General features: G+C 70.1%; 18 protein-coding genes. 10 read left to right on the forward strand and 8 right to left on the reverse strand.

Annotated elements, in window-relative coordinates:
• Positions 1 to 22: 22 nt before the first annotated feature.
• Positions 23 to 1,489, forward strand: coding sequence for a mannitol dehydrogenase family protein (locus C3E78_RS04030; protein WP_108577101.1), 1,467 nt, complete (start codon positions 23 to 25; stop codon positions 1,487 to 1,489).
• A 28-nt stretch (positions 1,490 to 1,517) separates the two neighbouring features.
• On the opposite strand, the gene C3E78_RS04035 is transcribed toward C3E78_RS04030, so the two are convergent.
• Together C3E78_RS04035 and C3E78_RS04040 are read right to left on the reverse strand one after the other, a co-directional pair.
• On the reverse strand, positions 1,518 to 2,159 hold the full coding sequence (locus tag C3E78_RS04035; RefSeq protein ID WP_108577102.1) for an SDR family oxidoreductase: 642 nt from the start codon (positions 2,157 to 2,159) through the stop codon (positions 1,518 to 1,520).
• A gap of 270 nt (positions 2,160 to 2,429) precedes the next feature.
• Positions 2,430 to 3,437 (reverse strand): LacI family DNA-binding transcriptional regulator, encoded by a 1,008-nt coding sequence (locus C3E78_RS04040; protein WP_168217237.1) that lies wholly within the window; start codon positions 3,435 to 3,437, stop codon positions 2,430 to 2,432.
• 118 nt (positions 3,438 to 3,555) lie between these two features.
• On the opposite strand from C3E78_RS04040, the gene C3E78_RS04045 reads away from it, so the two are divergent.
• From C3E78_RS04045 to C3E78_RS04080, 8 genes are all read left to right on the forward strand, one after another.
• Complete coding sequence (locus C3E78_RS04045; protein WP_108577103.1) at positions 3,556 to 5,064, forward strand: sugar ABC transporter ATP-binding protein; 1,509 nt, start codon at positions 3,556 to 3,558, stop codon at positions 5,062 to 5,064.
• Positions 5,061 to 6,092, forward strand: a complete 1,032-nt coding sequence (locus C3E78_RS04050) for an ABC transporter permease (RefSeq protein ID WP_108577104.1) — start codon at positions 5,061 to 5,063, stop codon at positions 6,090 to 6,092. The genes C3E78_RS04045 and C3E78_RS04050 overlap by 4 nt, the downstream gene beginning before the upstream one ends.
• A complete protein-coding gene (locus tag C3E78_RS04055) occupies positions 6,089 to 7,183 on the forward strand; it encodes an ABC transporter permease (protein ID WP_108577105.1) in 1,095 nt (364 codons plus the stop codon). Before C3E78_RS04050 ends, C3E78_RS04055 begins: the two co-directional genes overlap by 4 nt.
• Positions 7,180 to 8,214 carry a rhamnose ABC transporter substrate-binding protein gene (gene rhaS / locus C3E78_RS04060; RefSeq protein WP_108577106.1) on the forward strand — a complete coding sequence of 345 codons (1,035 nt, stop codon included), beginning with the start codon at positions 7,180 to 7,182 and terminating at the stop codon, positions 8,212 to 8,214. The genes C3E78_RS04055 and rhaS overlap by 4 nt, the downstream gene beginning before the upstream one ends.
• An 82-nt stretch (positions 8,215 to 8,296) precedes the next feature.
• On the forward strand, positions 8,297 to 8,641 hold the full coding sequence (locus tag C3E78_RS04065; protein ID WP_108577107.1) for an L-rhamnose mutarotase: 345 nt from the start codon (positions 8,297 to 8,299) through the stop codon (positions 8,639 to 8,641).
• 90 nt (positions 8,642 to 8,731) lie between these two features.
• Positions 8,732 to 9,895, forward strand: coding sequence for an L-rhamnose isomerase (gene rhaI, locus C3E78_RS04070; RefSeq protein WP_108577108.1), 1,164 nt, complete (start codon positions 8,732 to 8,734; stop codon positions 9,893 to 9,895).
• A 16-nt stretch (positions 9,896 to 9,911) separates the two neighbouring features.
• Positions 9,912 to 11,963, forward strand: a complete 2,052-nt coding sequence (locus tag C3E78_RS04075) for a bifunctional aldolase/short-chain dehydrogenase (RefSeq protein WP_108577109.1) — start codon at positions 9,912 to 9,914, stop codon at positions 11,961 to 11,963.
• An 8-nt stretch (positions 11,964 to 11,971) separates the two neighbouring features.
• Positions 11,972 to 13,384, forward strand: a complete 1,413-nt coding sequence (locus C3E78_RS04080) for a rhamnulokinase (protein ID WP_108577110.1) — start codon at positions 11,972 to 11,974, stop codon at positions 13,382 to 13,384.
• A 106-nt stretch (positions 13,385 to 13,490) separates the two neighbouring features.
• Here C3E78_RS04080 and C3E78_RS04085 read toward each other — a convergent pair whose 3' ends face one another.
• Together C3E78_RS04085 and C3E78_RS04090 are read right to left on the reverse strand one after the other, a co-directional pair.
• The gene (locus C3E78_RS04085) at positions 13,491 to 14,729 is read right to left on the reverse strand and encodes an alpha-hydroxy acid oxidase (RefSeq protein WP_108580739.1); all 1,239 of its coding nucleotides are present in this window, start codon (positions 14,727 to 14,729) and stop codon (positions 13,491 to 13,493) included.
• 5 nt (positions 14,730 to 14,734) lie between these two features.
• On the reverse strand, positions 14,735 to 15,385 hold the full coding sequence (locus C3E78_RS04090; protein WP_108577111.1) for a GntR family transcriptional regulator: 651 nt from the start codon (positions 15,383 to 15,385) through the stop codon (positions 14,735 to 14,737).
• 97 nt (positions 15,386 to 15,482) lie between these two features.
• Between C3E78_RS04090 and C3E78_RS04095 the strand changes: the two genes are divergently transcribed.
• Positions 15,483 to 16,394 carry an NAD(P)-dependent oxidoreductase gene (locus tag C3E78_RS04095; RefSeq protein ID WP_108577112.1) on the forward strand — a complete coding sequence of 304 codons (912 nt, stop codon included), beginning with the start codon at positions 15,483 to 15,485 and terminating at the stop codon, positions 16,392 to 16,394.
• A 9-nt stretch (positions 16,395 to 16,403) separates the two neighbouring features.
• On the opposite strand, the gene C3E78_RS04100 is transcribed toward C3E78_RS04095, so the two are convergent.
• From C3E78_RS04100 to C3E78_RS04115, 4 genes are all read right to left on the reverse strand, one after another.
• The gene (locus C3E78_RS04100; protein ID WP_108577113.1) at positions 16,404 to 17,387 is read right to left on the reverse strand and encodes an electron transfer flavoprotein subunit alpha/FixB family protein; all 984 of its coding nucleotides are present in this window, start codon (positions 17,385 to 17,387) and stop codon (positions 16,404 to 16,406) included.
• A complete protein-coding gene (locus tag C3E78_RS04105; RefSeq protein WP_108577114.1) occupies positions 17,384 to 18,139 on the reverse strand; it encodes an electron transfer flavoprotein subunit beta/FixA family protein in 756 nt (251 codons plus the stop codon). The genes C3E78_RS04100 and C3E78_RS04105 overlap by 4 nt, the downstream gene beginning before the upstream one ends.
• Before the next feature lies 1 nt (position 18,140).
• Positions 18,141 to 20,657: a GcvT family protein gene (locus C3E78_RS04110; RefSeq protein ID WP_108577115.1), complete on the reverse strand. Its 2,517-nt coding sequence runs from the start codon at positions 20,655 to 20,657 to the stop codon at positions 18,141 to 18,143.
• A 170-nt stretch (positions 20,658 to 20,827) separates the two neighbouring features.
• Positions 20,828 to 21,793, reverse strand: coding sequence for an ABC transporter substrate-binding protein (locus C3E78_RS04115; RefSeq protein ID WP_108577116.1), 966 nt, complete (start codon positions 21,791 to 21,793; stop codon positions 20,828 to 20,830).
• Positions 21,794 to 21,800: the final 7 nt, after the last annotated feature.

Raw genomic sequence — 21,800 nt, forward strand, 5'->3', positions numbered from 1 at the left:
GGTGCTGCGCCATGATGACTGCATGAAGCTCAGCGACGAGTCGTTGGCCGACCTGCCGCCCGAGGTGGCGAGACCGACGTACGACCGGACGGCCGTCGCGGCGGGGATCGTCCACGTCGGCGTCGGCGGTTTCCACCGCTCCCACCAGGCGGTCTACATCGACCGGTTGCTCGCGACAGGGGTCACCGACTGGGGCATCTGCGGGGTGGGGCTGCTGCCGCACGATCGGGAGATGCAGCAGGCGCTCGACGCGCAGGACCACCTCTACACCGTGGTGGAACGGCACCCCGACGGCAGCGCGGAGGCGCGCGTCGTCGGTTCGATCGTCGATTATCTCTTCGCCCCGGACGACACCGAGGCGGTCATCGAGAAGATGGCCTCCGAGACCACGCGCATCGTGTCGCTGACGATCACCGAGGGCGGCTACAACCTGCTCGGCGGGGACGGCGACTTCGACGCCGACAACGCTGCGGTCACGGCCGATCTCGAGCCGGGTGCCACGCCCGCCACGGTCTTCGGCATCGTCGTCGAGGCGCTGGACCGCCGTCGTCGACGGGGTCTGGACCCGTTCACCGTCGTCTCCTGCGACAACATCGAGGCCAACGGATCAGTCGCCCGGCGGGCGTTCCAGGGATACGCGGCGCTGCGCGACGACGTCCTCGCCGACTGGATCGAGCAGAACGTCGCGTTCCCGCACAGCATGGTCGACCGCATCACCCCCGTGACGACCGACGCGGACCGCGCGTTCCTCGCCGACCGGTTCGGCATCGACGACGCGCACCCGGTGACCTGCGAGCCGTACCTGCAGTGGGTGATCAGCGACGAGTTCAGCGCTGGCCGGCCGGCGCTCGAGGACGTCGGGGTGAGCGTGGTCGAGGACGTCCGGCCCTACGAGCTCATGAAGCTGCGGCTGCTGAACGCGAGCCACCAGGTCATGGGCTACCTCGGCTCGCTGGCCGGGCTGACCCACGTCCACGACGCCGCCCATGACGAGGACTTCTCCCGGCTGATCGAGGGCTACATGGAGCACGAGGGCGAGCCCACCCTGCAGCCCGTGCCCGACGTCGACTTCGCCGAGTACCGGGCGTCGCTCATGGAGCGGTTCGGCAACGCGTCCATCGCGGACACCCTGGCCCGGCAGTGCGTCGACGGGTCGGAGCGCCTGCCGAAGTTCCTGCTTCCTGTCGTGCGGGCGCAGCTCGCCTCCGGCGGCGACATCCACCGGGCGACCCTGGCCCTCGCCGGCTGGGCACGGTACGCCGAGGGCGTCGACGACGACGGCCGTCCCCTCGAGCTCGTCGACGTCCGCAGCGAGCAGATCGCCGCCGCGGCCGAGAAGCAGGGGAGCGACCCGACCGCGATGCTGTCCCTGCCGATGTTCGAGGGCGTGCGGGACGACGACCGCTTCGTCACCGCCTACGTCGAGGCACTGCAGGGCCTGCACGACCGCGGGGCCCGCGCCATGGTCGCCGACCTCTCGGGCGCCTGAGATCTGTCGCTCGTCCGAACGCGCCCGCCTAGTCAGCGGTCAGGGCGCGCAACACGGCGTCGGCGATCGGTTCAGTGCCTTCGAGGATCTCCCACGTGCCCCGTGCAGCGCCGTCGCGGGAGAGGATCGTGGTGATGACCTCGGCCACGTCGTCCCGCGATATCGCTCCGATCGGGAAGGAACCGGTGGGCCCGATCTCGACGCACCCCCGTCCCGGTGAGTTGAGCAGCTCGCCGGGCTGCAGGATCGTCCACTGCATGGGTGATGCGCGAAGGCGGCGCTCCGAGTCCTCCTTGGCTCCGAAGTACGTGTCCCAGAATCCGCCGTACAGCGCGGGAGGACGATCCCGGCCGACGCCCATGCCCGTGACCAGCACGTACCGGCCCACCCCCGCACGCTCCGCCGCTTCGATGGTCCGGATCGCTCCGTCCCGGTCGACGCGAAGAGGATCGCCGCCGGCAGCGAAGACCACCGCGTCGGCTCGCTCGAGCACGCTGCTGAGCAGGTCCGTCGAGGCCGAGCTCAGGTCGACTCGAGCGCTGCGCAGGCGCTGACGCGCGGGTACGTCCTGCCGGCTGAGAGCCAGAACGTCATGCCCCTCCCTGAGGAGTCGTTCGACCACGCGCCGACCTGTCTGTCCGGACGCCCCGAACACCGCAACGGCAGTCATCGCGCTGCACTCTTCGAGGCGTTCGCTTCCTGACGGGGGCGCGCGACCCCCTGGACGAGCGCCGACCTGCCTTCGAACCGATGGGTCATGTTCTTCACTCCCGTTGCCTGGGTGCCGGCCCGGTGGTGAGTCGGTCAACTCGGGACCTTACGCCGCCGCCGAGTGGTGAGTCAACCCACTCACCTCGGGCAGGTTGCCCACGGGGAGGTGAGCAGCCGCGCGGGAACAGGCCGCGACGGCAGTGCCACCGTGAAGCAGGGGAGCGCTCGGCTATCCGCCGGTCGACCGGCGGACGACGAGCTGGGGCTTGAGCGTCACGTGCTGCACCGTGGAGCTGCCGGGGTCGGCGATGACGCCGAGCAGCGTGGTGGCGGCGACGGAACCCATCTCGTGCGCGGGCTGGCGCACGGACGACAGCGGGATCGCGGCTGACGCGGCGAAGTCGATGTCGTCGTAGCCGATGATCGCGATGTCGTCCGGCACGCTGAGACCGGCCAGCGTCAGCGCCTGGAGCGCACCGAGGGCGACCAGGTCGTTCGCGGCGAAGACGGCGTCGGGACGCTGTGCCCGCGGCAGGGCGAGGAGCTGCTCGACCGCCGTGCGTCCGGCTCCGGCGTTCATGGTCTCGGTCTCGACGAAGGTCAGCTCGGCACCGCCGTGCTGCTCGACCGCCCGACGTGCGGCCGACAGCCGGCTCTTGACCTGGGCCAGGCTGGCCGGCCCGCCGACGAAGGCGATGCGGCGCCGCCCGGTGTCGAGGAGGTGCTGGACCGCGATGCGCCCACCCATCTTGTCGTCCAGCGCGACGGAGGAGAACTCCTTGACCCGCGTCATGCGGTCGACCAGCACGACGCTCGTGCCCCGGTCGCGCAGGCGACGCAGCCGGTCGAGGACGTCGCCCACGGGCGTGATGAGCACCCCGTCCATGCGCTGCTGCTCGAACAGGTCGAGGTAGTTGGTCTCGCGCGACGGCTGCTGAGCGCTGTTGCCGAGGATCAGCGGACGCTGCTGGTCCAGCAGCACGTCCTCGACGCCGCGGGCGACGTCGGTGAAGAACGGGTTCGCGACGTCCAGCACGATCATGCCGATCGCCCGGTTCGTCCCGGCGCGCAGCTGCCGAGCGGCGTCGTTGCGGACGTAGCCGAGCTCGTCGATCGCGGCCTGGATGCGGGTCAGGGTCTCGGGGGAGACCTTCGACGGGTGGTTCAGGGCGTTCGACACGGTGGCGGGGGAGACGCCGGCGCGAGCAGCGACATCGCGCACCTGGGCCACGGGCATGTCGAGGAGGCTAACACGATTCAACGTTCAGGGTTGACGAACTTGTGACAGCCGTCATACAGTCTCGGGGTCGTGGATTAAAACGATTCAAAGTCGGCGTACAGATCACGGAGAACACATGAACACGAGCGGTCCTGTCGCTCTGCAGCTCGAGCAGGTGCGCAAGTCCTTCGGGCCTGTCGTGGCACTGCGCTCGGGCAGCCTGACGGTCCACTCCGGCTCGATCCATGCCCTCGTGGGCGAGAACGGTGCCGGCAAGTCGACCCTGGTCAAGATCATCGCGGGTCTCTACCAGCGCGACGGGGGAGAGTTCCTCCTGCACGGCAAGAGCGTCGACTTCTCGTCGACCGCCGCGTCGAAGGACGCCGGCATCGCCGTGATCTACCAGGAGCCCACGCTGTTCCCGGACCTCTCGGTGACCGAGAACCTCTTCATGGGCCGCCAGCCGCTGGGCGCCGGCCGCCGTATCGACCGCAAGGCGATGCACGCCGAGGCGCGCAGCCTGTTCAAGCGCCTCGGCGTCAACCTCGACCCCCGCCGTCTCGCGGAGGGCCTGTCCATCGCCGACCAGCAGATCATCGAGATCGCCAAGGCCATCTCCCTGGACGCCAGCGTCCTGATCATGGACGAGCCGACGGCCGCGCTCAGCGGCGTCGAGGTCGATCGTCTCTTCGCGGTCGCCCGGAGCCTGCGCGACGAGGGCCGTGCCCTGGTGTTCATCTCCCACCGCTTCGAGGAGGTCTTCGCGCTGTGCGACATGGTCACGGTCATGCGGGACGGCGAGTACATCTCGACCGATCCGATCGCCGAGACGACCAGTGCGCAGATCGTCGCCAAGATGGTCGGCCGTGAGGTCAGCGACCTGTTCCCCAAGACCCCCGCCTCGATCGGCGCCCCGGTGCTGCAGGTCAGCAACCTCGAGCGTGCCGGCGTGTTCCACGACGTCAGCTTCGAGGTCCGCTCCGGCGAGATCGTCGCGCTGGCCGGTCTGGTCGGCGCGGGACGCAGCGAGATCGCCCGCGCGGTCTTCGGCGTCGACCCGTACGACTCCGGCACGGTCGTGCTCGGCGGGACGAAGGTGCCGGCCCGCAACCCGCGCGCCGCGATCCGCCTCGGCATGGGCTTCGTCCCCGAGGACCGACGCCAGCAGGGCCTCGTGGTCGACGCGTCCGTGGCGCACAACGTCGCCGCCGTCATCCGCGGCAAGCTCGCCAAGCTCGGGCTGATCACGCGCGCCGCCGAGAACCGGGCCGCCGGACCGTGGTCGGGACGGCTCGAGGTCAAGACCAACGCACTGAGCATGAACGCCGCGACGATGAGCGGTGGCAACCAGCAGAAGGTCGTCATCGCCAAGTGGCTCGCGACCGACCCCAAGCTGCTGATCATCGACGAGCCGACCCGCGGCATCGACGTCGGCACCAAGTCCGAGGTCCACCGCCTGATCTCCGAGCTCGCCGGCCAGGGCATGGCGATCCTCATGATCTCCTCCGAGCTGCCCGAGGTGCTGGGCATGGCCGACCGCGTCCTCGTCGTGAACGAGGGCCGCATCACCGCCGACATCGACCGCGCTGACGCGACGCCCGAGAGCGTCATGACCGCCGCCACGAACGCTGGAGCCTCCGCATGACAGACACCCTCGTCGCCCCCAGCAGGAAGTCGTCCGCCCAGCGGTTCGTCTCCACGCTGCTCACGTCCCGCGAGTCGGCCATCGCGCTGGTCCTCGTGCTCGTGGTGCTCGCGGCCACGACGCAGCGCAAGACCTTCCTGTTCAGCAGCGACAGCTGGCGCGACCTGCTCCTGGCCCCGTCGATCCTGCTCCTGCTGGCCGTCGGCCAGGCGGTCGTCATCATCACCCGCAACGTCGACCTCTCGGTCGGCTCGACGCTCGCGCTGACCGCGTACCTGACGGGCCGGCTCTTCGTCGACAACCCCGGCATCCCGGTGATCCTGGTCTTCGCGATCGGCATCGCCGTCGGTGCGCTGCTCGGACTGATCAACGGCCTGCTGGTCGCCCTCGGCAAGGTGCCCGCCCTCGTGATCACGCTGGGCACGCTCTACATCTACCGCGGCGTGGTCCTGGAGTGGGCCGGCAGCAACCGCATCAACGCCTCCGACATGCCGTCGGGATTCCTCTCTCTCGGCACGCGCTCGTTCCTGACGATCCCCGTCCTGACGATCATCGCGGTCGCCGTCCTCGTCGCCGTGGGCTACTACCTGCGGACCACACGCGGTGGCCGTGAGCTCTACGCGATCGGCTCGGACCCTGACGCTGCCCACCTGTACGGCCTGAACGTCCGCCGTCGCGTGGCCGGGGCGTTCGTGCTCTGCGGTGCGCTGGCCGGCCTCGCGGGCGTGCTGTTCGCCGCCCGCTACGGGACCGTCGCCTCCAACGCCGGTACCGGCATCGAGCTGCAGGCGGTCGGCGCCGCGGTCATCGGCGGCGTCGCGATCTTCGGCGGCAGCGGCTCGGTCTGGGGCGCCGCGATCGGCGCCTGGCTGCTCATCACGATCAACCGGGCGCTCCCGATCATCGGGGTGCAGGACTTCTGGCAGCAGGCCGTCGTCGGCGTGCTCATCATCGGCGCGATCGTCCTGGACCGGCTCCTCGCCGTCCGCAGGTCGCGCAAGCTCATCGAGGCGAGGGACGCATCATGACCATCACCACAGATCCCGCCACCACGGCCACGCGCACCTACGCGTCGTACGCCAAGCCGCTGTGGCAGCGCGTCATCGCGACCCGCGAGTTCGCGGTCATCGCCCTGCTGCTGATCGTGTTCTTCTACTCCCGCAGCGAGGTGCCGGCGTTCGACGGCCCGCTGACGGTCTACTACCTGCTGCTCGACCTCGCGCCGATCCTGCTGATCGCGCTGCCGATGACGCTGATCATCATCACCGGTGAGATCGACCTCTCGGTCGCGAGCACGGTGGGCCTCAGCAGCGTGCTGGTCGGCGACCTGCACCAGCACGGCTGGTCGATCCCGTCCGCGGCGATCGCCGCGATCGTGGTCGGCATCCTGTGCGGGGCGTTCAACGGCTTCCTCGTCGCGTACGTCGGACTGCCGTCGCTGGCCGTCACGATCGGCACCCTGGCGCTCTACCGCGGTCTCGCGGTCGGCATCCTCGGCACCACGGCCGTCACGGACTTCCCCGAGAAGTGGACGGACCTGGCCAAGGAGCGCATCGGCGACAGCAGCTATCCGGTCATCATCATCCCGTTCCTGGTGCTCGCGATCTTCTTCGTGCTCCTGCTGCACTTCACGTCGTTCGGCCGCGGTGTCTTCGACATCGGACTGAACGACGAGGCCGCCCACTTCTCGGGCGTCAACGTCGCCCGGACCAAGTTCCTGCTGTTCGTCATGGCCGGCGCCGTCTCGGCGTTCGCGGGCGTCTACTTCACGCTGCGGTTCGGCAGCGCGCGCGGCGACAACGCGACCGGCATGGAGCTGCGCGTCATCGCTGCGGTCCTGCTGGGCGGTGTGTCGATCTTCGGCGGACGCGGTGCGCTCCACGGCGTCATCGCGGGCGTCCTGCTGATCGGCGTCATCTCGAGTGCCCTGCGCCTCGAGGACGTCACGGACAACATCATCAACATCATCATCGGACTGCTCCTCGTGATCTCCGTGATGTCCACCAGCTTCCTGTCCGTGGTAACTCGGGCGACGACAGGGATCAAGAAACGGGGCGGCTCTCGCCCCGACGAGCGCCAGCAGCTGGCGTCAGCTCACACCGAAGGGAAGAACGAATGAAGTTCAACAAGAAGAGGGCCAGCGCCCTGACGGCACTCGTGGCCAGCGCTGCGCTCGCGCTGTCCGCCTGTGGCGGCGGCAGCGACAGCGACGGCGGCGGCAGCGGCAGCGACGGCAAGTCCGTCTCGGTGACCTTCCTGCCCAAGAACCTGGGCAACCCGTACTTCGACACCAGCGACAAGGGTGGCAAGGCAGCGGTCAAGGAGTTCGGCGGCAAGTTCGCCGAGGTCGGTCCGCAGGAGGCCAGCCCCGACGCGCAGGTCCCGTTCATCAACACCGCCGCGCAGCAGGGCGTCAACGCGCTCGTCGTGTCGGCCAACGACCCCAAGGCGATCGGTGACGCGCTGGACGAGGCGCGCGAGGCCGGCACCAAGGTCGTCACGTTCGACTCCGACGTCGAGCCGCAGTTCCGCGACCTGTTCATCAACCAGGCCAGCGCCGAGGGCATCGCCAAGGTGCAGGTCAAGATGATCGCCGAGCAGATCGGCGACAAGGGCCAGGTCGCGATCCTGTCGGCCGCGGCCAACGCGACCAACCAGAACACGTGGATCGACCTCATGAAGAAGGACCTCGCGGCCAACCACCCCGACATCGAGGTCGTCGACACCGTCTACGGCAACGACGACGACCAGACGTCGTTCGACAAGACGTCGGCGCTGCTGCAGAAGTACCCGAACCTCAAGGGCATCATCTCGCCCACGACCGTCGGCGTCGCCGCGGCCGCGCGCTACGTGTCCGACTCGGACTTCAAGGGCAAGGTCAAGGTCACCGGTCTCGGCACGCCGAACCAGATGCGTGAGTACGTCAAGAACGGCACCGTGGACGCGTTCGCGCTCTGGAACCCCGAAGATCTCGGCTACCTCGCCGCCTTCGCCGCCAAGGCGCTCGTCGACGGCGACATCACCGGCAAGGAGGGTGACAAGTTCACCGCCGGCAAGCTCGGTGACTACACCGTGGGCAAGGACGCGACCGTCCTCCTGGGCGATCCGTTCGAGTTCAACAAGGACAACATCGGCGACTTCGACTTCTGAGTCGATGTCCCACGCCCGGCCGGCAGCTGCGTGCCGCCGGCCGGGCACCCCCTCACTTCCCCCTCGGCGAAAGGCCACATCGATGCGTCGCGTCTGCTTCCAGCTCCAGGTCAAGCCCGACCGGATCGAGGAGTACAAGCAGCGCCACGCCGCCGTCTGGCCCGACATGCTCCGGGCGCTGGCCGACACCGGCTGGCACAACTACTCGCTCTTCCTGCGCCCCGACGGACTGCTGATCGGCTACTTCGAGACGCCGTCGTTGCAGGACGCGCAGGAGGGCATGGCGCGCACCGAGGTCAACGGACGCTGGCAGGCCGAGATGGCCGAGTTCTTCGTCGACCTGGGCGACGCAGCCCCCGACACGGGCTTCCTGGAGCTCGAGGAGGTCTTCCACCTCGAGGACCAGCTGGACGGTCCCGCTGCCTGACTTCCGCTGCTGGCGGGATGCACGACCTTGTGATTGAATCGATTTAACGCGCAGGCGCCGAGCGGCGCCGCGGAACGAGAGAAGCAGACGATGACGACTTTCAGCGCGATCAGCGCGCAGCTCGCAGGACAGGCCATCGAGGTCCCCTCCTGGGCGTACGGCAACTCCGGCACGCGGTTCAAGGTGTTCGGCTCGGCCGGCACCCCGCGCACGGTGGAGGAGAAGATCGCGGACGCCGCGACAGTCAACCGCTTCACCGGTCTCGCGCCGCTCGTCTCCCTGCACATCCCGTGGGACCTGGTCGACGACTTCGGCGCCCTCCGCCGCTACGCCGAGGACCTCGGCATCGGCCTGGGCACGATCAACTCCAACACGTTCCAGGACGACGACTACAAGCTCGGCGCCCTGACGCACACCGACAAGCGGATCCGCCAGAAGGCGATCGACCACCACCTGGCGTGCATCGACGTCATGGACCAGACCGGCTCGCGCGACCTGAAGATCTGGCTCGCCGAGGGGACCAACTACCCGGGCCAGGGCGACATGCGCGGCCGGCAGGACCGCCTCGCCGAGTCGCTCGCGACCATCTACGATCGCATCGGCGACGACCAGCGCCTCGTGCTGGAGTACAAGTTCTTCGAGCCGGCGTTCTACCACACCGACGTCCCGGACTGGGGCACGTCGTACGTGCAGGTGGCCGCCCTCGGCGAGAAGGCGTTCGTCTGCCTCGACACCGGCCATCACGCGCCGGGGACGAACATCGAGTTCATCGTCGCGCAGCTCCTGCGCCTCGGGAAGCTCGGATCGTTCGACTTCAACAGCCGCTTCTACGCCGACGACGACCTGATCGTGGGAGCGGCGGACCCGTTCCAGCTGTTCCGCATCATGGTTGAGGTCGTCCGCGGCGGCGGCTACGGCCCCGACAGCGACGTCGCCTTCATGCTCGACCAGTGCCACAACATCGAGAAGAAGATCCCGGGCCAGATCCGGTCGGTCCTGAACGTGCAGGAGATGACCGCTCGTGCCCTGATGCTCGACAACGCCGCGCTGCAGCAGGCGCAGGACGAGGGCGACGTGCTGGGCGCGAACGAGATCTTCATGGACGCGTTCTACACCGACGTCCGTGCCGACCTCGCCGCCTGGCGCGAGGAGCAGGGACTGCCGGCGAACCCCATGCGGGCGTACGCCGAGAGCGGTTACCAGGAGCAGATCGAGGCCGAGCGCGTCGGCGGCACCCAGGCCAGCTGGAACTAGGACACAGGACACTCACATGACACTGAACACATCAACGTCCGGCACAGCAGCAGAGCTGATCGCCCGGTCCAACCGACTCGGCAGCGATCCGAGGAACACCAACTACGCGGGAGGCAACACCTCCGCGAAGGGCACCGAGACCGACCCCGTCACCGGCGAGGACGTCGAGCTGCTCTGGGTCAAGGGATCCGGCGGCGACCTCGGCACGCTCAAGGAGCAGGGCCTGGCCGTCCTCCGACTCGACCGCATGCGCGCGCTCGTCGACGTCTACCCGGGCGTCGAGCGCGAGGACGAGATGGTCGCGGCGTTCGACTACTGCCTGCACGGCACGGGTGGCGCCGCGCCGTCCATCGACACCGCGATGCACGGCCTCGTCGACGCCGCGCACGTCGACCACCTGCACCCCGACTCCGGCATCGCGATCGCGACCGCCGCGGACGGCGAGCAGCTGACCGCGACGATCTTCGGCGGGAAGGTCGTGTGGGTGCCGTGGCGCCGTCCCGGCTTCCAGCTCGGGCTCGACATCGCCGAGATCAAGGCCAAGAACCCGGACGCGATCGGCTGCATCCTCGGCGGCCACGGCATCACCGCGTGGGGCGACACGTCCGACGAGGCGGAGAAGAACTCGCTGTGGATCATCGAGACCGCCGCGGCGTACATCGCCGAGCACAGCACGGTCGAGCCGTTCGGTCCCACGCTGGACGGCTACGCGCCGCTGCCCGAGGCCGAGCGTCGCGCGAAGGCGGCTGCGCTCGTCCCGACGATCCGGTCGATCGCCTCGCAGGACAAGCCGATGGTCGGACACTTCGCCGACAGCGACGTCGTCCTGGACTTCCTGGCCTCCTCGGAGCACCCGCGCCTGGCCGCCCTCGGCACCAGCTGCCCGGACCACTTCCTGCGCACCAAGGTCAAGCCCCTCGTGCTCGACCTGCCGTCCGACGCGTCCGTCGAGGACTCGATCGCCCGCCTGCGTGAGCTGCACGTCGCGTACCGCGAGGACTACCAGGCGTACTACGACCGCAACGCGGTCGCGGACAGCCCGGCGATCCGTGGTGCGGACCCGCTCATCGTGCTCGTGCCGGGCGTCGGCATGTTCAGCTTCGGCAAGGACAAGCAGACCGCCCGCGTCGCCGGTGAGTTCTACGTCAACGCGATCAACGTGATGCGTGGCGCTGAGGGCCTGTCGACGTACGCGCCCATCGACGAGTCGGAGAAGTTCCGCATCGAGTACTGGGCGCTCGAGGAGGCCAAGCTCCAGCGCATGCCGGCGCCGAAGCCCCTCGCGACCCGGATCGCCCTGGTGACCGGTGCCGCGTCCGGCATCGGCAAGGCCATCGCCAAGAAGCTCGCCTCGCAGGGTGCGGTCGTCGCGATCGCGGACCTGGACCTGGAGAAGGCACAGGCCGCCGCCGCCGAGATCGGCGGCACGGACGTCGCGATCGGCGTCCAGGCCGACGTGTCCGACGAGGACGCCGTCCAGGCGGCCGTCGACGCGACGCTGCTGGCCTTCGGCGGACTCGACCTCGTCGTCAACAACGCGGGGCTGTCGCTGAGCAAGTCGCTGCTGGACACGACCGTCGCGGACTGGGACCTGCAGCACAACGTGATGGCCAAGGGCTCGTTCCTGGTCTCGCGCAGCGCGGCGAAGGCGCTCATCGAGCAGGGGCTCGGCGGCGACATCGTCTACATCTCCAGCAAGAACTCGGTGTTCGCCGGGCCCAACAACATCGCGTACTCCGCGACCAAGGCCGACCAGGCCCACCAGGTGCGCCTGCTGGCCGCCGAGCTCGGTGGCCACGGCGTCCGGGTCAACGGCATCAACCCCGACGGGGTCGTGCAGGGCTCGGGCATCTTCTCCAGCGGCTGGGGCGCCAACCGCGCCGCCGTGTACGGCGTGGAGGAGAAGGACCTGGGTGCGTTCTACGCCCAGCGCACGCTGCTCAAGCGCGAGGTCCTGCCGGACCACGTCGCGAACGCGGTGTACGCGCTGGTCGGCCCCGACCTGACCCAGACCACCGGTCTGCACATCCCCGTGGACGCCGGCGTCGCCGCCGCGTTCCTCCGATAGGACACCGCATGAGCCCCGTCTCCGTCGCCGCCATCGACCTCGGCGCCTCCAGCGGCCGTGTCATGGTCGGCGACGTGGGGCCGGGGCACCTCGAGCTGCGCGCCGTCGCGCGTTTCGCCAATGAGGTCGTCACCCTCCAGGGCGGCCTTCACTGGGACCCCCTCGAGCTCTACCGGCATGCTCTCAGCGGACTGTGGACAGCCGCGAGCCAGTCACCCGACGGGCTCGGGAGCGTGGCGGTGGACTCGTGGGCGGTCGACTACGCCCTCATGCGGGACGACCGCATGCTGGGCGTGCCGTTCCACTACCGGGACGAGCGGACGACCGCGGGCGTGGAGCGCATCCACGCCCGCGTGTCGCCCGCAGAGCTCTACGCCCGTAACGGCCTGCAGTTCCTGCCGTTCAACACGATCTACCAGCTCGCCGTCGACCCCCTCGTGGCCGACGCCGACCGGATGCTCCTGATCCCCGACCTGGTCGGCTACTGGCTGACCGGGCGCTCGGCGACGGAGCTGACCAACGCCTCGACCACGGGGCTGCTCGACCCGCGCACCGGCGCGTGGGACCTCGACCTCGTCGGGCGCGCTGGCCTCTCGCCCGCGATCCTGACCGACCTCGTCGCCCCGGGCGACACGCTGGGCCCCGTGACCCGAGAGGTGGGGGAGCGCATCGGCGCCCCCGGCCTGGACGTCACGGTGGTCGGCTCGCACGACACCGCGTCCGCCGTCGTCGGCGTGCCCATGCAGACCGACGACGCCGCGTACATCTCCTGCGGCACCTGGGGTCTCGTGGGCGTCGAGCTGGACGCCCCGGTGATGACCGAGGACGCCCGCGCGGCCAACTTCACGAACGAGGGCGGCGTCGACGGCCGTACCCGCTTCCTCACGAACGTCATGGGCACCTGGCTGCTCAGCGAGACCCTGCGCCAGTGGCAGTCCGAGGGCGACAGCGTCGCGCTGCCGGACATCCTGCGTGCGGCCGCCGACGTCACGGACGACGTCCCGGTCTTCGACGTGCAGGACCCCCGTTTCATGCCGCCGGGCGACATGCCGACCCGCATCGCCGACTGGTGCGCCGAGCGCGGTGTGCGTGCTCCCGCCGGGAAGGCCGCCCTGGTCCGCAGCATCGTGGAGAGCCTCGCGCAGGCGTTCGCGGCCGCGCTGGACCAGGCCGAGAAGCTCTCCGGCCGCACGATCCGCGTCGTCCACGTGGTCGGTGGCGGGTCCCTGAACCATCTGTTGTGCCAGGCCACGGCCGACCGCAGCGGGCGTCCGGTGCTCGCCGGCCCGGTCGAGGCGACCGCGCTGGGCAACGTCCTGGTGCAGGCCCGGGCCCTGGGTGCCGTCGGCGGCACCCTCGAGGACATGCGCGCCCTCATCGCCGCGACGCACGACCTCGTCCGCTTCACCCCCCGCAGCTGACCCCCGAGCGGCGCACCCCGGCCCGCGAGTGGCGCAGAAGTGGACGACACGCCGTCCCAAAACCTTCGTTCTGCGCCACTCGCGGTCCTGTTTGCGCCGGTCGGGGTCAGGGGCGGGGGCGGGGGATGAGGCGCTCCAGCTGGGTGACGTGGGCAGGCTCGAGCTCGGCGATCGAGGACGCACCGAGCAGCTTCATGGTGCGGACGATCTCGTCCTCGAGGATCGCGATGGTGCGGTCGACGCCGGCGCGGCCACCGGCCATCAGGCCGTAGAGGTAGGCACGGCCGATCAGCGAGAAGTCGGCGCCGAGCGCAGCGGCGGCCACGATGTCCGCGCCGGACATGATGCCCGTGTCAACGCCGATCTCGAGGTGGGCGCCGACCTCGCGCTTGACCTCGGGCAGCAGGTGGAACGGGATGGGCGCGCGGTCGAGCTGGCGTCCGCCGTGGTTCGACAAGATGATGCCGTCGACGCCCTGGGTCGCGAGCTGCTTGGCGTCCTCGACGTTCTGCACGCCCTTGACGACGATCTTGCCGGGCCAGATCTCCCGGATCACGTCGAGATCGGCGTACGAGATCGTGGGGTCCATCGCGGAGTCCAGCAGCTCGCCGACGGTGCCTCCGGTCGAGCTCAGCGAGGCGAACTCCAGCTTGGGCGTGGTGAGGAAGTCGAACCACCACCACGGACGGACCGCGGCGTTCACGATCGTGCGCAGCGAGATCTGCGGCGGGATGGAGAACCCGTTGCGCTTGTCGCGCAGGCGTGCGCCGGCCACGGGGGTGTCGACGGTGAACTGAAGCGTGTCGAACCCGGCGGCGGCGGCGCGGCGGGTGAGCTCGTAGGAGATCTCCCGGTCGCGCATGACGTACAGCTGGAACCAGTTGCGGCCGTGGGGGTTCGCGGCCTTCACGCCCTCGATCGACGTCGTGCCGAGCGTCGACAGGGTGAAGGGGATGCCGGCGGCGCCTGCCGCGCCCGCGCCGGCGACCTCACCCTCGGTCTGCATGAGGCGGGTGAAGCCGGTCGGCGCGATCGCGAACGGCAGCCGGGACGGTCCGCCGAGGATCGTGGTGGACGTGTCGACGTCCTGCGCGGGGCGCAGCACGCGCGGGCTGAACTCGACGTCCTCGAAGGCCTGGCGCGCGCGAGCCAGCGACAGCTCGCCCTCGGCGGCGCCGTCGGTGTAGTCGAACGCCGCCTTCGGGGTGCGGCGCTGGGCGATGCGCCGCAGGTCGTGGATCGTGAGGGCCGCCTCGAGCCGGCGGCGCTTGGGGCTGAGCACCGGCTTCTTGAACTTGAGCAGGTCGAAGACCTCGTGCGGACGGGGGAACTGGCGCTGCACCATCTGGATCACCTTTCGTGGGTGGCGTCGTAGTGGGCGACCAGGCGGTCGCGGGAGGCAAGGACGTGGGCGCGGGCGAGGCGGCCGGCCGACTCCACGTCGCCGGCGGCGATCGCGTCGAGGATCGACTGGTGGTCGGCAGCGACCTCCTCGGCCGAGCGCAGCCCGTGGGCCTCGACCTGGGCGATGCCCAGCTCGATCTCGCCCATGAGCAGGTCGTGCAACCGGGGGAGGCGCGTCGAGGTCGTGCCGCGCACGAGGGCACGGTGGAAGGCGATGTCGCGCCCGGCGTACGACGCGTCCGCGGAGAGGTCGAGCAGCGCGCGGTTGGCCTCGCGCGCCTCCGCGGGGGCCGCCGAGGCCGCGGCCAGCAGCTCGACAGCGGTGGCCTCGATCGCCGCGCGGGTCACGAACAGGTCGTCGATGTCGTCGCGGCCCAGGCGGCGCACGCGGGCCGCGTGGTGCGGTTCGCGCGTCAGGAGGCCGTCGGCGACCAGCCGGTCGATCGCGATGCGTGCCGTGGGGCGGGCGACGGCGTACGTCGTGGCGACGTGGGCCTCCGTCACGGCGGACGCGGGCTCCAGCTCGCGGCGCAGGATCGCCTCGCGCAGGGCTGCGACGACCGCGTCGGGGCGGACCGCGGCATCGGTCGAGGGCATGGGAGCGACGCTACCAGATTGTCAGACAATCTGTGGTGAGCCGCCGACGGACGGACGTCCTGTCGCTTCTTCGGGCGCGGCCCTGCATGATCGAGTCATGGCATCCCGCACGCTCCACGTCACCGTCCCCGACGCCGGCTGGGCCGACCGCCTCGCCGATCTGCACGACGTCGACCTGACCGTCTGGGACTTCGCGTCCCCGCAGCCCGACCGGCACGTCGACCTGGCGGTCCGCCCGTACACGGTCGCGGCGGCCGGCCTGGAGTCCCTCGACCCCTCGCGGCTGTCGGTCGTCCAGTCACAGGCCCTGGGGTACGACGGCGTCGCCGACACGCTGCCGGCGGGCATCACGTACTGCAACGCGGTGGGGGTCCACGAGGCGTCGACCGCCGAGCTGGCGGTCGCGCTGCTGCTGGCGTCGCAGCGCGAGATCGACCGGTACGTCCGGGAGGCGGGCCAGTGGAACCGCCGGTTCACCGCCAGCCTGATCGACCGGCGCATCCTCCTGCTCGGGCACGGGGGGATCGGCACGGAGCTGGAGAAGCGCCTCGACGGCTTCGACGCCGAGCTCATCCGCGTGGCGACGCACCGGCGCGAGGACGAGCGCGGCGTCATCCACGGCACCGACGAGCTGGAGTCGCTCCTGCCGACGGTCGACGTCGTCGTGCTGGCGGTGCCGCTGACCGAGCAGACCACGCACCTGGTCGACGACGCGTTCTTGTCGGCCCTGCCCGACGGCGCGATCGTCGTCAACGTCTCGCGGGGCAAGGTGGCCGACACCGACGCGATCGTCCGGCAGGGCGGCCGCATCAGGTTCGCCGCCGACGTGACCGATCCCGAGCCGCTGCCGGCGGACCACCCCCTGTGGACCGTGCCGGGCGTCCTGATCTCCCCGCACGTCGGTGGCATGTCCTCGGCCATGCAGCCCCGCATCGACCGGATCGTCCGTGACCAGGTGCAGCGGCTGCTCGACGGCCGTGAGCTCGAGTTCGTCGTCGTCCCCGGCTGAGCAGGCCGGTCAGCCTCGGCGGCGGCGGAGCTCCTCGTTGATCGCCGGCACGACCTCGTGCAGGTCGCCGATCACCGCGTAGTGCGCCTGCGTGACCATCGGGGCGTCGGGATCGGTGTTGATCGCGAGGATCGTCTTGGCGCTCTGGCAGCCGGCCCAGTGCTGGATCGCGCCGCTGATGCCGCACGCGACGTAGAGGTCGGGGGAGATGCGGCTGCCGGTCTGGCCCACCTGCTCGTGGTGCGGCCGCCAGCCCAGGCTCGTCACGACACGGGACACCCCGAGCGCGCCCCCGAGCAGGTCCTTCAGCTCCAGCAGGTCGGTGAACCCGTCGGCGCTGCCCGCCCCGCGGCCCGCACCCACCACGACCTTCGCGCCGGTGAGCGCCGACGTGTCCTCGCCAGCCGCCTTCTCGGTGCGCACCACCCGGGTCAGCAGGTCGGCGTCGGTCAGGGCCGGCTCGTACGTCCGGACGTCGGTGGTGCGACTCTCGGCCGCCGGCACGGGGTCGACCGCGTGGCCTGCGACCGCGACGACCGCGACCTCGCCGTCCAGGCGCATGCGCTCGAACACCCCGCCACCCATGACCTGGCGTGACACGGTGAGCGGGTCGGTGTCCTCCAGGGCGATGACGTTCGCGGCCATCAGGCAGTCCAGGCGGGTCGCGACGTGCGCCAGGACCTCCATCCCGCGTGGGGTGCCCGACCCGACGACGAGCCGGGCCGCTCCGGACGACGCGACGTCCACCACCGCGGCCGCCCAGGCCGCGGCTCCGTACGCCGCGAGGCGCTCGTCGTCGGCGTGGTGCAAGGTCGTGACGCCCTGCTCGCCCAGGTGGGCCAGCACGGCGGCTGTGTCGGGGAGTGGTCCGACGGCGACGGCCTCGAGCTGCGGGTCGCCCATCCGCTCGCCCATCGTGCGGGCGAAGGTGAGCGCCTCGCGGGACGTGAGCGTCACGCCCTGGGGGTCGGTCTCGACGAGGACGAGGATCATGACGACACCACCCCGATGCTGACCAGCATGTCGACGACGGCCTTGGCAGCCTCCGGTCCCTCGCCGAGGACCTCGACGGTGCTCGGCCGTTCGGGTGGCGACGTCAGCCCGAGGCGTCGGGTCGTGGGGGAGACCGTCGTCGAGATCGTCTCGATCGGCAGCTTCTTGGCCTTCATGCGGCCCACGATCGACGGGTAGCGCGGCGCGACGCCGCCCTCCTGGATCGCGACGACGGCGGGGCACGGCAGCTCGTAGATCTCGTCGCCGTCGGGGCCCGAGCCGCGGGCCGTGAGCGTGTCGCCGTCGAGGCTGAGGGTGGAGATGCCGGTGACGACCGGGCGCCCCAGGGCGTACGCCAATCGGACGCCGACCTGGAAGTCGCCGCTGTCGGCGGCGTCGTTGCCGACGAGCACGAGACCGAAGTCCTCGCCCCGGACGACCTCGGCGATCGCCGCGGCGACGTCGGCGGGCCCGAAGGACTCTGAGTCGGCCTCCACGTGGATCGCACGGGTGCACCCGACCGCGATCGCGTCGCGGAGCTGCTCCACCGCGTCGGCGGGGCCGAGGGTCAGGACGGTGGCCGTCCCACCGCTCGCCTCGGCGACCTGGATCGCGATCTCGACCGCCGCCTCCTCGTGCGGGCTGACGGTGTGCCCGACGTGACGGGCGTCGACGGACATCCCGTCCTCGGACAGCAGCACCTGGCTCGAGGTCTCGGGGACGCGCTTGATGCAGACCAGGACGTCGGTCATGTCAGCCCCTGATCCGCTCGTTGGCCGGGTCGAACAGGCCGGTCGCGTCGGCCGAGCCGACGGTCACGGGATAACGCTCCTCCATGTAGTCGACCGCCAGCTGCGTGCCGACCACGGCCTGCTCGGGCGGCAGGTAGGCCATCAGCAGGTGCTGACCGAGGGACGGTGCCGAGCCCGCCGACGTGACGTAGGCGCGGTGGCCGTGGCCGTCGACCAGGGGCTCTCCGTCCCGGGTCACGACCGGCTCGCCGCCGAGCATGTAGCGCTGGACACCGCTCGCCGACGTGTGGTCGTCGACGGTCAACGTGCACATGACCGCGAGCGGGTCCTCCCCGCGCTGCTTGACGTACGCCTCCCGGCCGATGAAGTCGGCGTCCTTGACCTTGGGCCGTTGCATGCCGGCCTCGATGATCGTGCGCTCGCTGTCGAGCTCGGCGCCGTACGCGCGGTAGCCCTTCTCGATACGGCCGGTCGTCCCGTAGACGCCGATGCCGACCGGGACGAGGCCGTGCGGGCCGCCGGCCTCGCTGACCAGGTCCCAGAGCCGGGCGCCGCTCTCCATGGGCACGTACAGCTCCCAGCCGAGCTCACCGACGTACGAGATGCGGGACGCCAGGACCTGGGTCGAGCCGAGCTCGATCCTGCGGCACGTCCCGAAGCCGAACGCGTCGTGGCCGATGTCGCTGTCGGTGAGCGTGCCGAGGATGTCGCGCGCCCGCGGTCCCCACAGGCCGATCGTGGTGAACGCGGAGGTCTGGTCGGTCACCTGGGCCGAGCCGTCGGTCGGCATGTGGTCGCGGAACCACTTGCGGTCGAGGTTGCCGTGCGCGCCGCCGGTGACGACGCGGAAGTGCGACTCGCCCAGCCGCATGATCGTCAGGTCGGCGCGGTACCCGCCCCGTTCGTCGATGACTGGCGTGTAGACGACGCGTCCGGGCGCGACGTCCATCTGGGCGACCGCGATGCGCTGCACGGCGTCGAGCGCACCGGGACCGGTGACGTCGAAGATCGAGAACGCCGACAGGTCGACCAGACCGGCGCGCTCGCGCATCGCGAGGTGCTCGGCGTTGATGATCGGCGACCACCAGCGGGCGTCCCACTCGTGGGCCCGCGGCATGACCGCGTCGCCGTAGTCGCCGAGCAGTGCCTCGTTGGCGGCGTACCAGTGCGGACGCTCCCAGCCGGCCGTCTCGAAGAACATCGCCCCGAGCTCCTGCTGCCGGGCGTGCATCGGGGCGAGGCGGGCCCCGCGGTCGCTCTGCCACTGCTCGGAGGGGTGCACGATCCCGTACGTCTTGTTGAACCCCTCGCTCGTGCGGGCCGCCACGTGCTGCTTGGTCTGCTGGTGGGGGTAGAACCGCGCGATGTCGGACTGGTGGACGTCGATCTCGGGGTTGCCGTCGGTCATCCACTCGGCGACCGCACGGCCGACGCCCGGGCCCTCCTTGATCCAGACCGCGGCGGCCGACCACAGGCCCTTGACCTCGGGCGTCTCGCCGAGGATGGGGCTGCCGTCGGGAGTCAGCGACAGCAGGCCGTTGATCGCGTAGCGGATCTCGACGTCCGGGTTGCCCAGCACCTCGGGCATCAGCTCCAGGGCCTCCTCGAGCTGCTGATCGAAGTCGTCGGCCGTGAACGGCATCTCGGTGGGCGACAGCTTGGACTGCTCGATCGACGGGATCTCGTCGGGATCGTGCAGGATCGCGCGGTGCGCGTACGAGCCGACCTCCATGTCGCCGCCGTGCTGGCGCTCGTAGCAGAACGTGTCCATGTCGCGGACGATCGGGAACGAGATCTCACCGACCGTGCCGGACAGCTGCGGCACGGGACCGACACTGATCATCTGGTGCACCGCGGGGGTCAGCGGGATGTGCGCGCCGGCCATCGCCGCGATGCGGGGGCTCCACACGCCGCACGCGATCACGACCGTCTCGGCCTCGATGTCGCCGCCGGACGTGCGGACGCGGCGGATCCGGCCACCCTCGACGTCCAGGCCCTCGACCTCCACGGTGGGCACGACCTGGAGGGCGCCGAGCTCGAGGGCGCGCTCCCGCATGATGGTGCCGGCCCGCAGGGAGTCGACCACGCCGACGCTCGGGGTGTAGAAGGCGCCGACGATCACCGAGGGGTCGAGGAACGGGACCTTCTCGGCCACCTGCTCGGGCGTGACGATCTCCGACGGGATGCCCCACGCCTTCGCCGAGGACATCCGCCGGCGCAGCTCCTCCATCCGCTCCTCCGTGCGGGCCACCTCGTAGCCGCCGGACTCGGTGAAGACGCCCATCTCCTGGTACTGCCGCACGCTGTCCAGGGTCAGGTCCGTGATCTCCCGGGAGTGGTCCACCGGGAAGATGAAGTTGGAGGCGTGCCCCGTCGACCCGCCCGGGTTCGGCAGCGGGCCCTTGTCGATCTGCACGATGTCGCGCCAGCCGAGCCGGGCCAGGTGGTAGACGAGGCTGTTGCCGACGATGCCGGCGCCGATGACGACGACACGTGCGTGGGAGGGCAGCTCTGCCATGGGGTGATCCCTTCGGTGGTTGCGTAAGACGCAACACGATTCGCAATGCGAGACAACGTGCGTCCATCGTGTGCCTCGAAACTCGGGGGTGTCAAGGGTTTCGGTCCCCCGGACGCACGACACCCCGGGAGCCGGGCTCCCGGGGTGTCGTGATCATGCGTGCGGCGATCTCAGCCGACCCACGCCTTGATCTTGTCGGCGTTGTCGTCGATCCACTTCTGTGCCGCCTCGTCGGGGTCCATCTTGTCCTCGGCGATGTACTTGGCGACCAGGTTCTGGTCGTCGTTCGTCCAGGTGAAGTTCTTCACCACGTCGTACGCAGGACTGCCCGAGTCGGAGAACTTCGTCGCGACGATCTTCTTGAGCTTCGTCTCGGGGTAGTCGCACGCGACCTTGGCGGGGTCGGCGTCGCAGCCCTCGGTCCACTCCGGCAGGTTGACCTTCTTCAGCTCGACCTCCGAGAGGAACCACTGCGGGGCGTAGAAGTAGCCCAGGAGCGGCTTCTTCTGCTTCTCCGCCTGCCGGAACGCGGTGATGAGCGCTGCCTCGCTGCCGGCGTAGACCACCTTGTAGTCCAGCTTCAGGTTCTTGACCAGGGCCTCGTCGTTGGTGACGAAGGACGGGTCGCCGTCGAGCATCTGGCCCTTGTCGCCGGACTCGGAGGTCCGGAACAGGTCGGCGTACTTGTTGAGGTTCTTCCAGTCGGTGATGTCGGGGTACTTCTCGACCATCCACGGCGGGACGTACCAGCCGATCTGGCCCACGTTGCCGTTCGGACCGGCGTCGATCGCGGACTTGTCGCCCTCGATGTACTTCTTCTCCAGGGCCGGGTGGCCCCAGTCCTCGATCACGACGTCGACCGTGCCCTTGCCGAAGCCCTGCCAGGCGACCTCCTCCTTGAGGTCCTTGTACTCCACCTTGCAGCCCAGCTCGTTCTCGATGACCTTGCCGACCACGTGCGCGGAGGCCTCGTACCCGACCCAGGGGTTGATCGCCATGTTGACCGTCTGGTCGCACTTCTCACCCCCGGACGCCTTGTCGTCCTCGATGTCTCCGCCGCCACACGCAGACAGGGTCAGCAGGGCGCTGGCGGCGATGACACCGGCCAGACGCACCCGTCGTGTCGTTGTTCTCATCTGTACT

The organism is Aeromicrobium chenweiae (assembly GCF_003065605.1).
Classification (GTDB): domain Bacteria; phylum Actinomycetota; class Actinomycetes; order Propionibacteriales; family Nocardioidaceae; genus Aeromicrobium; species Aeromicrobium chenweiae.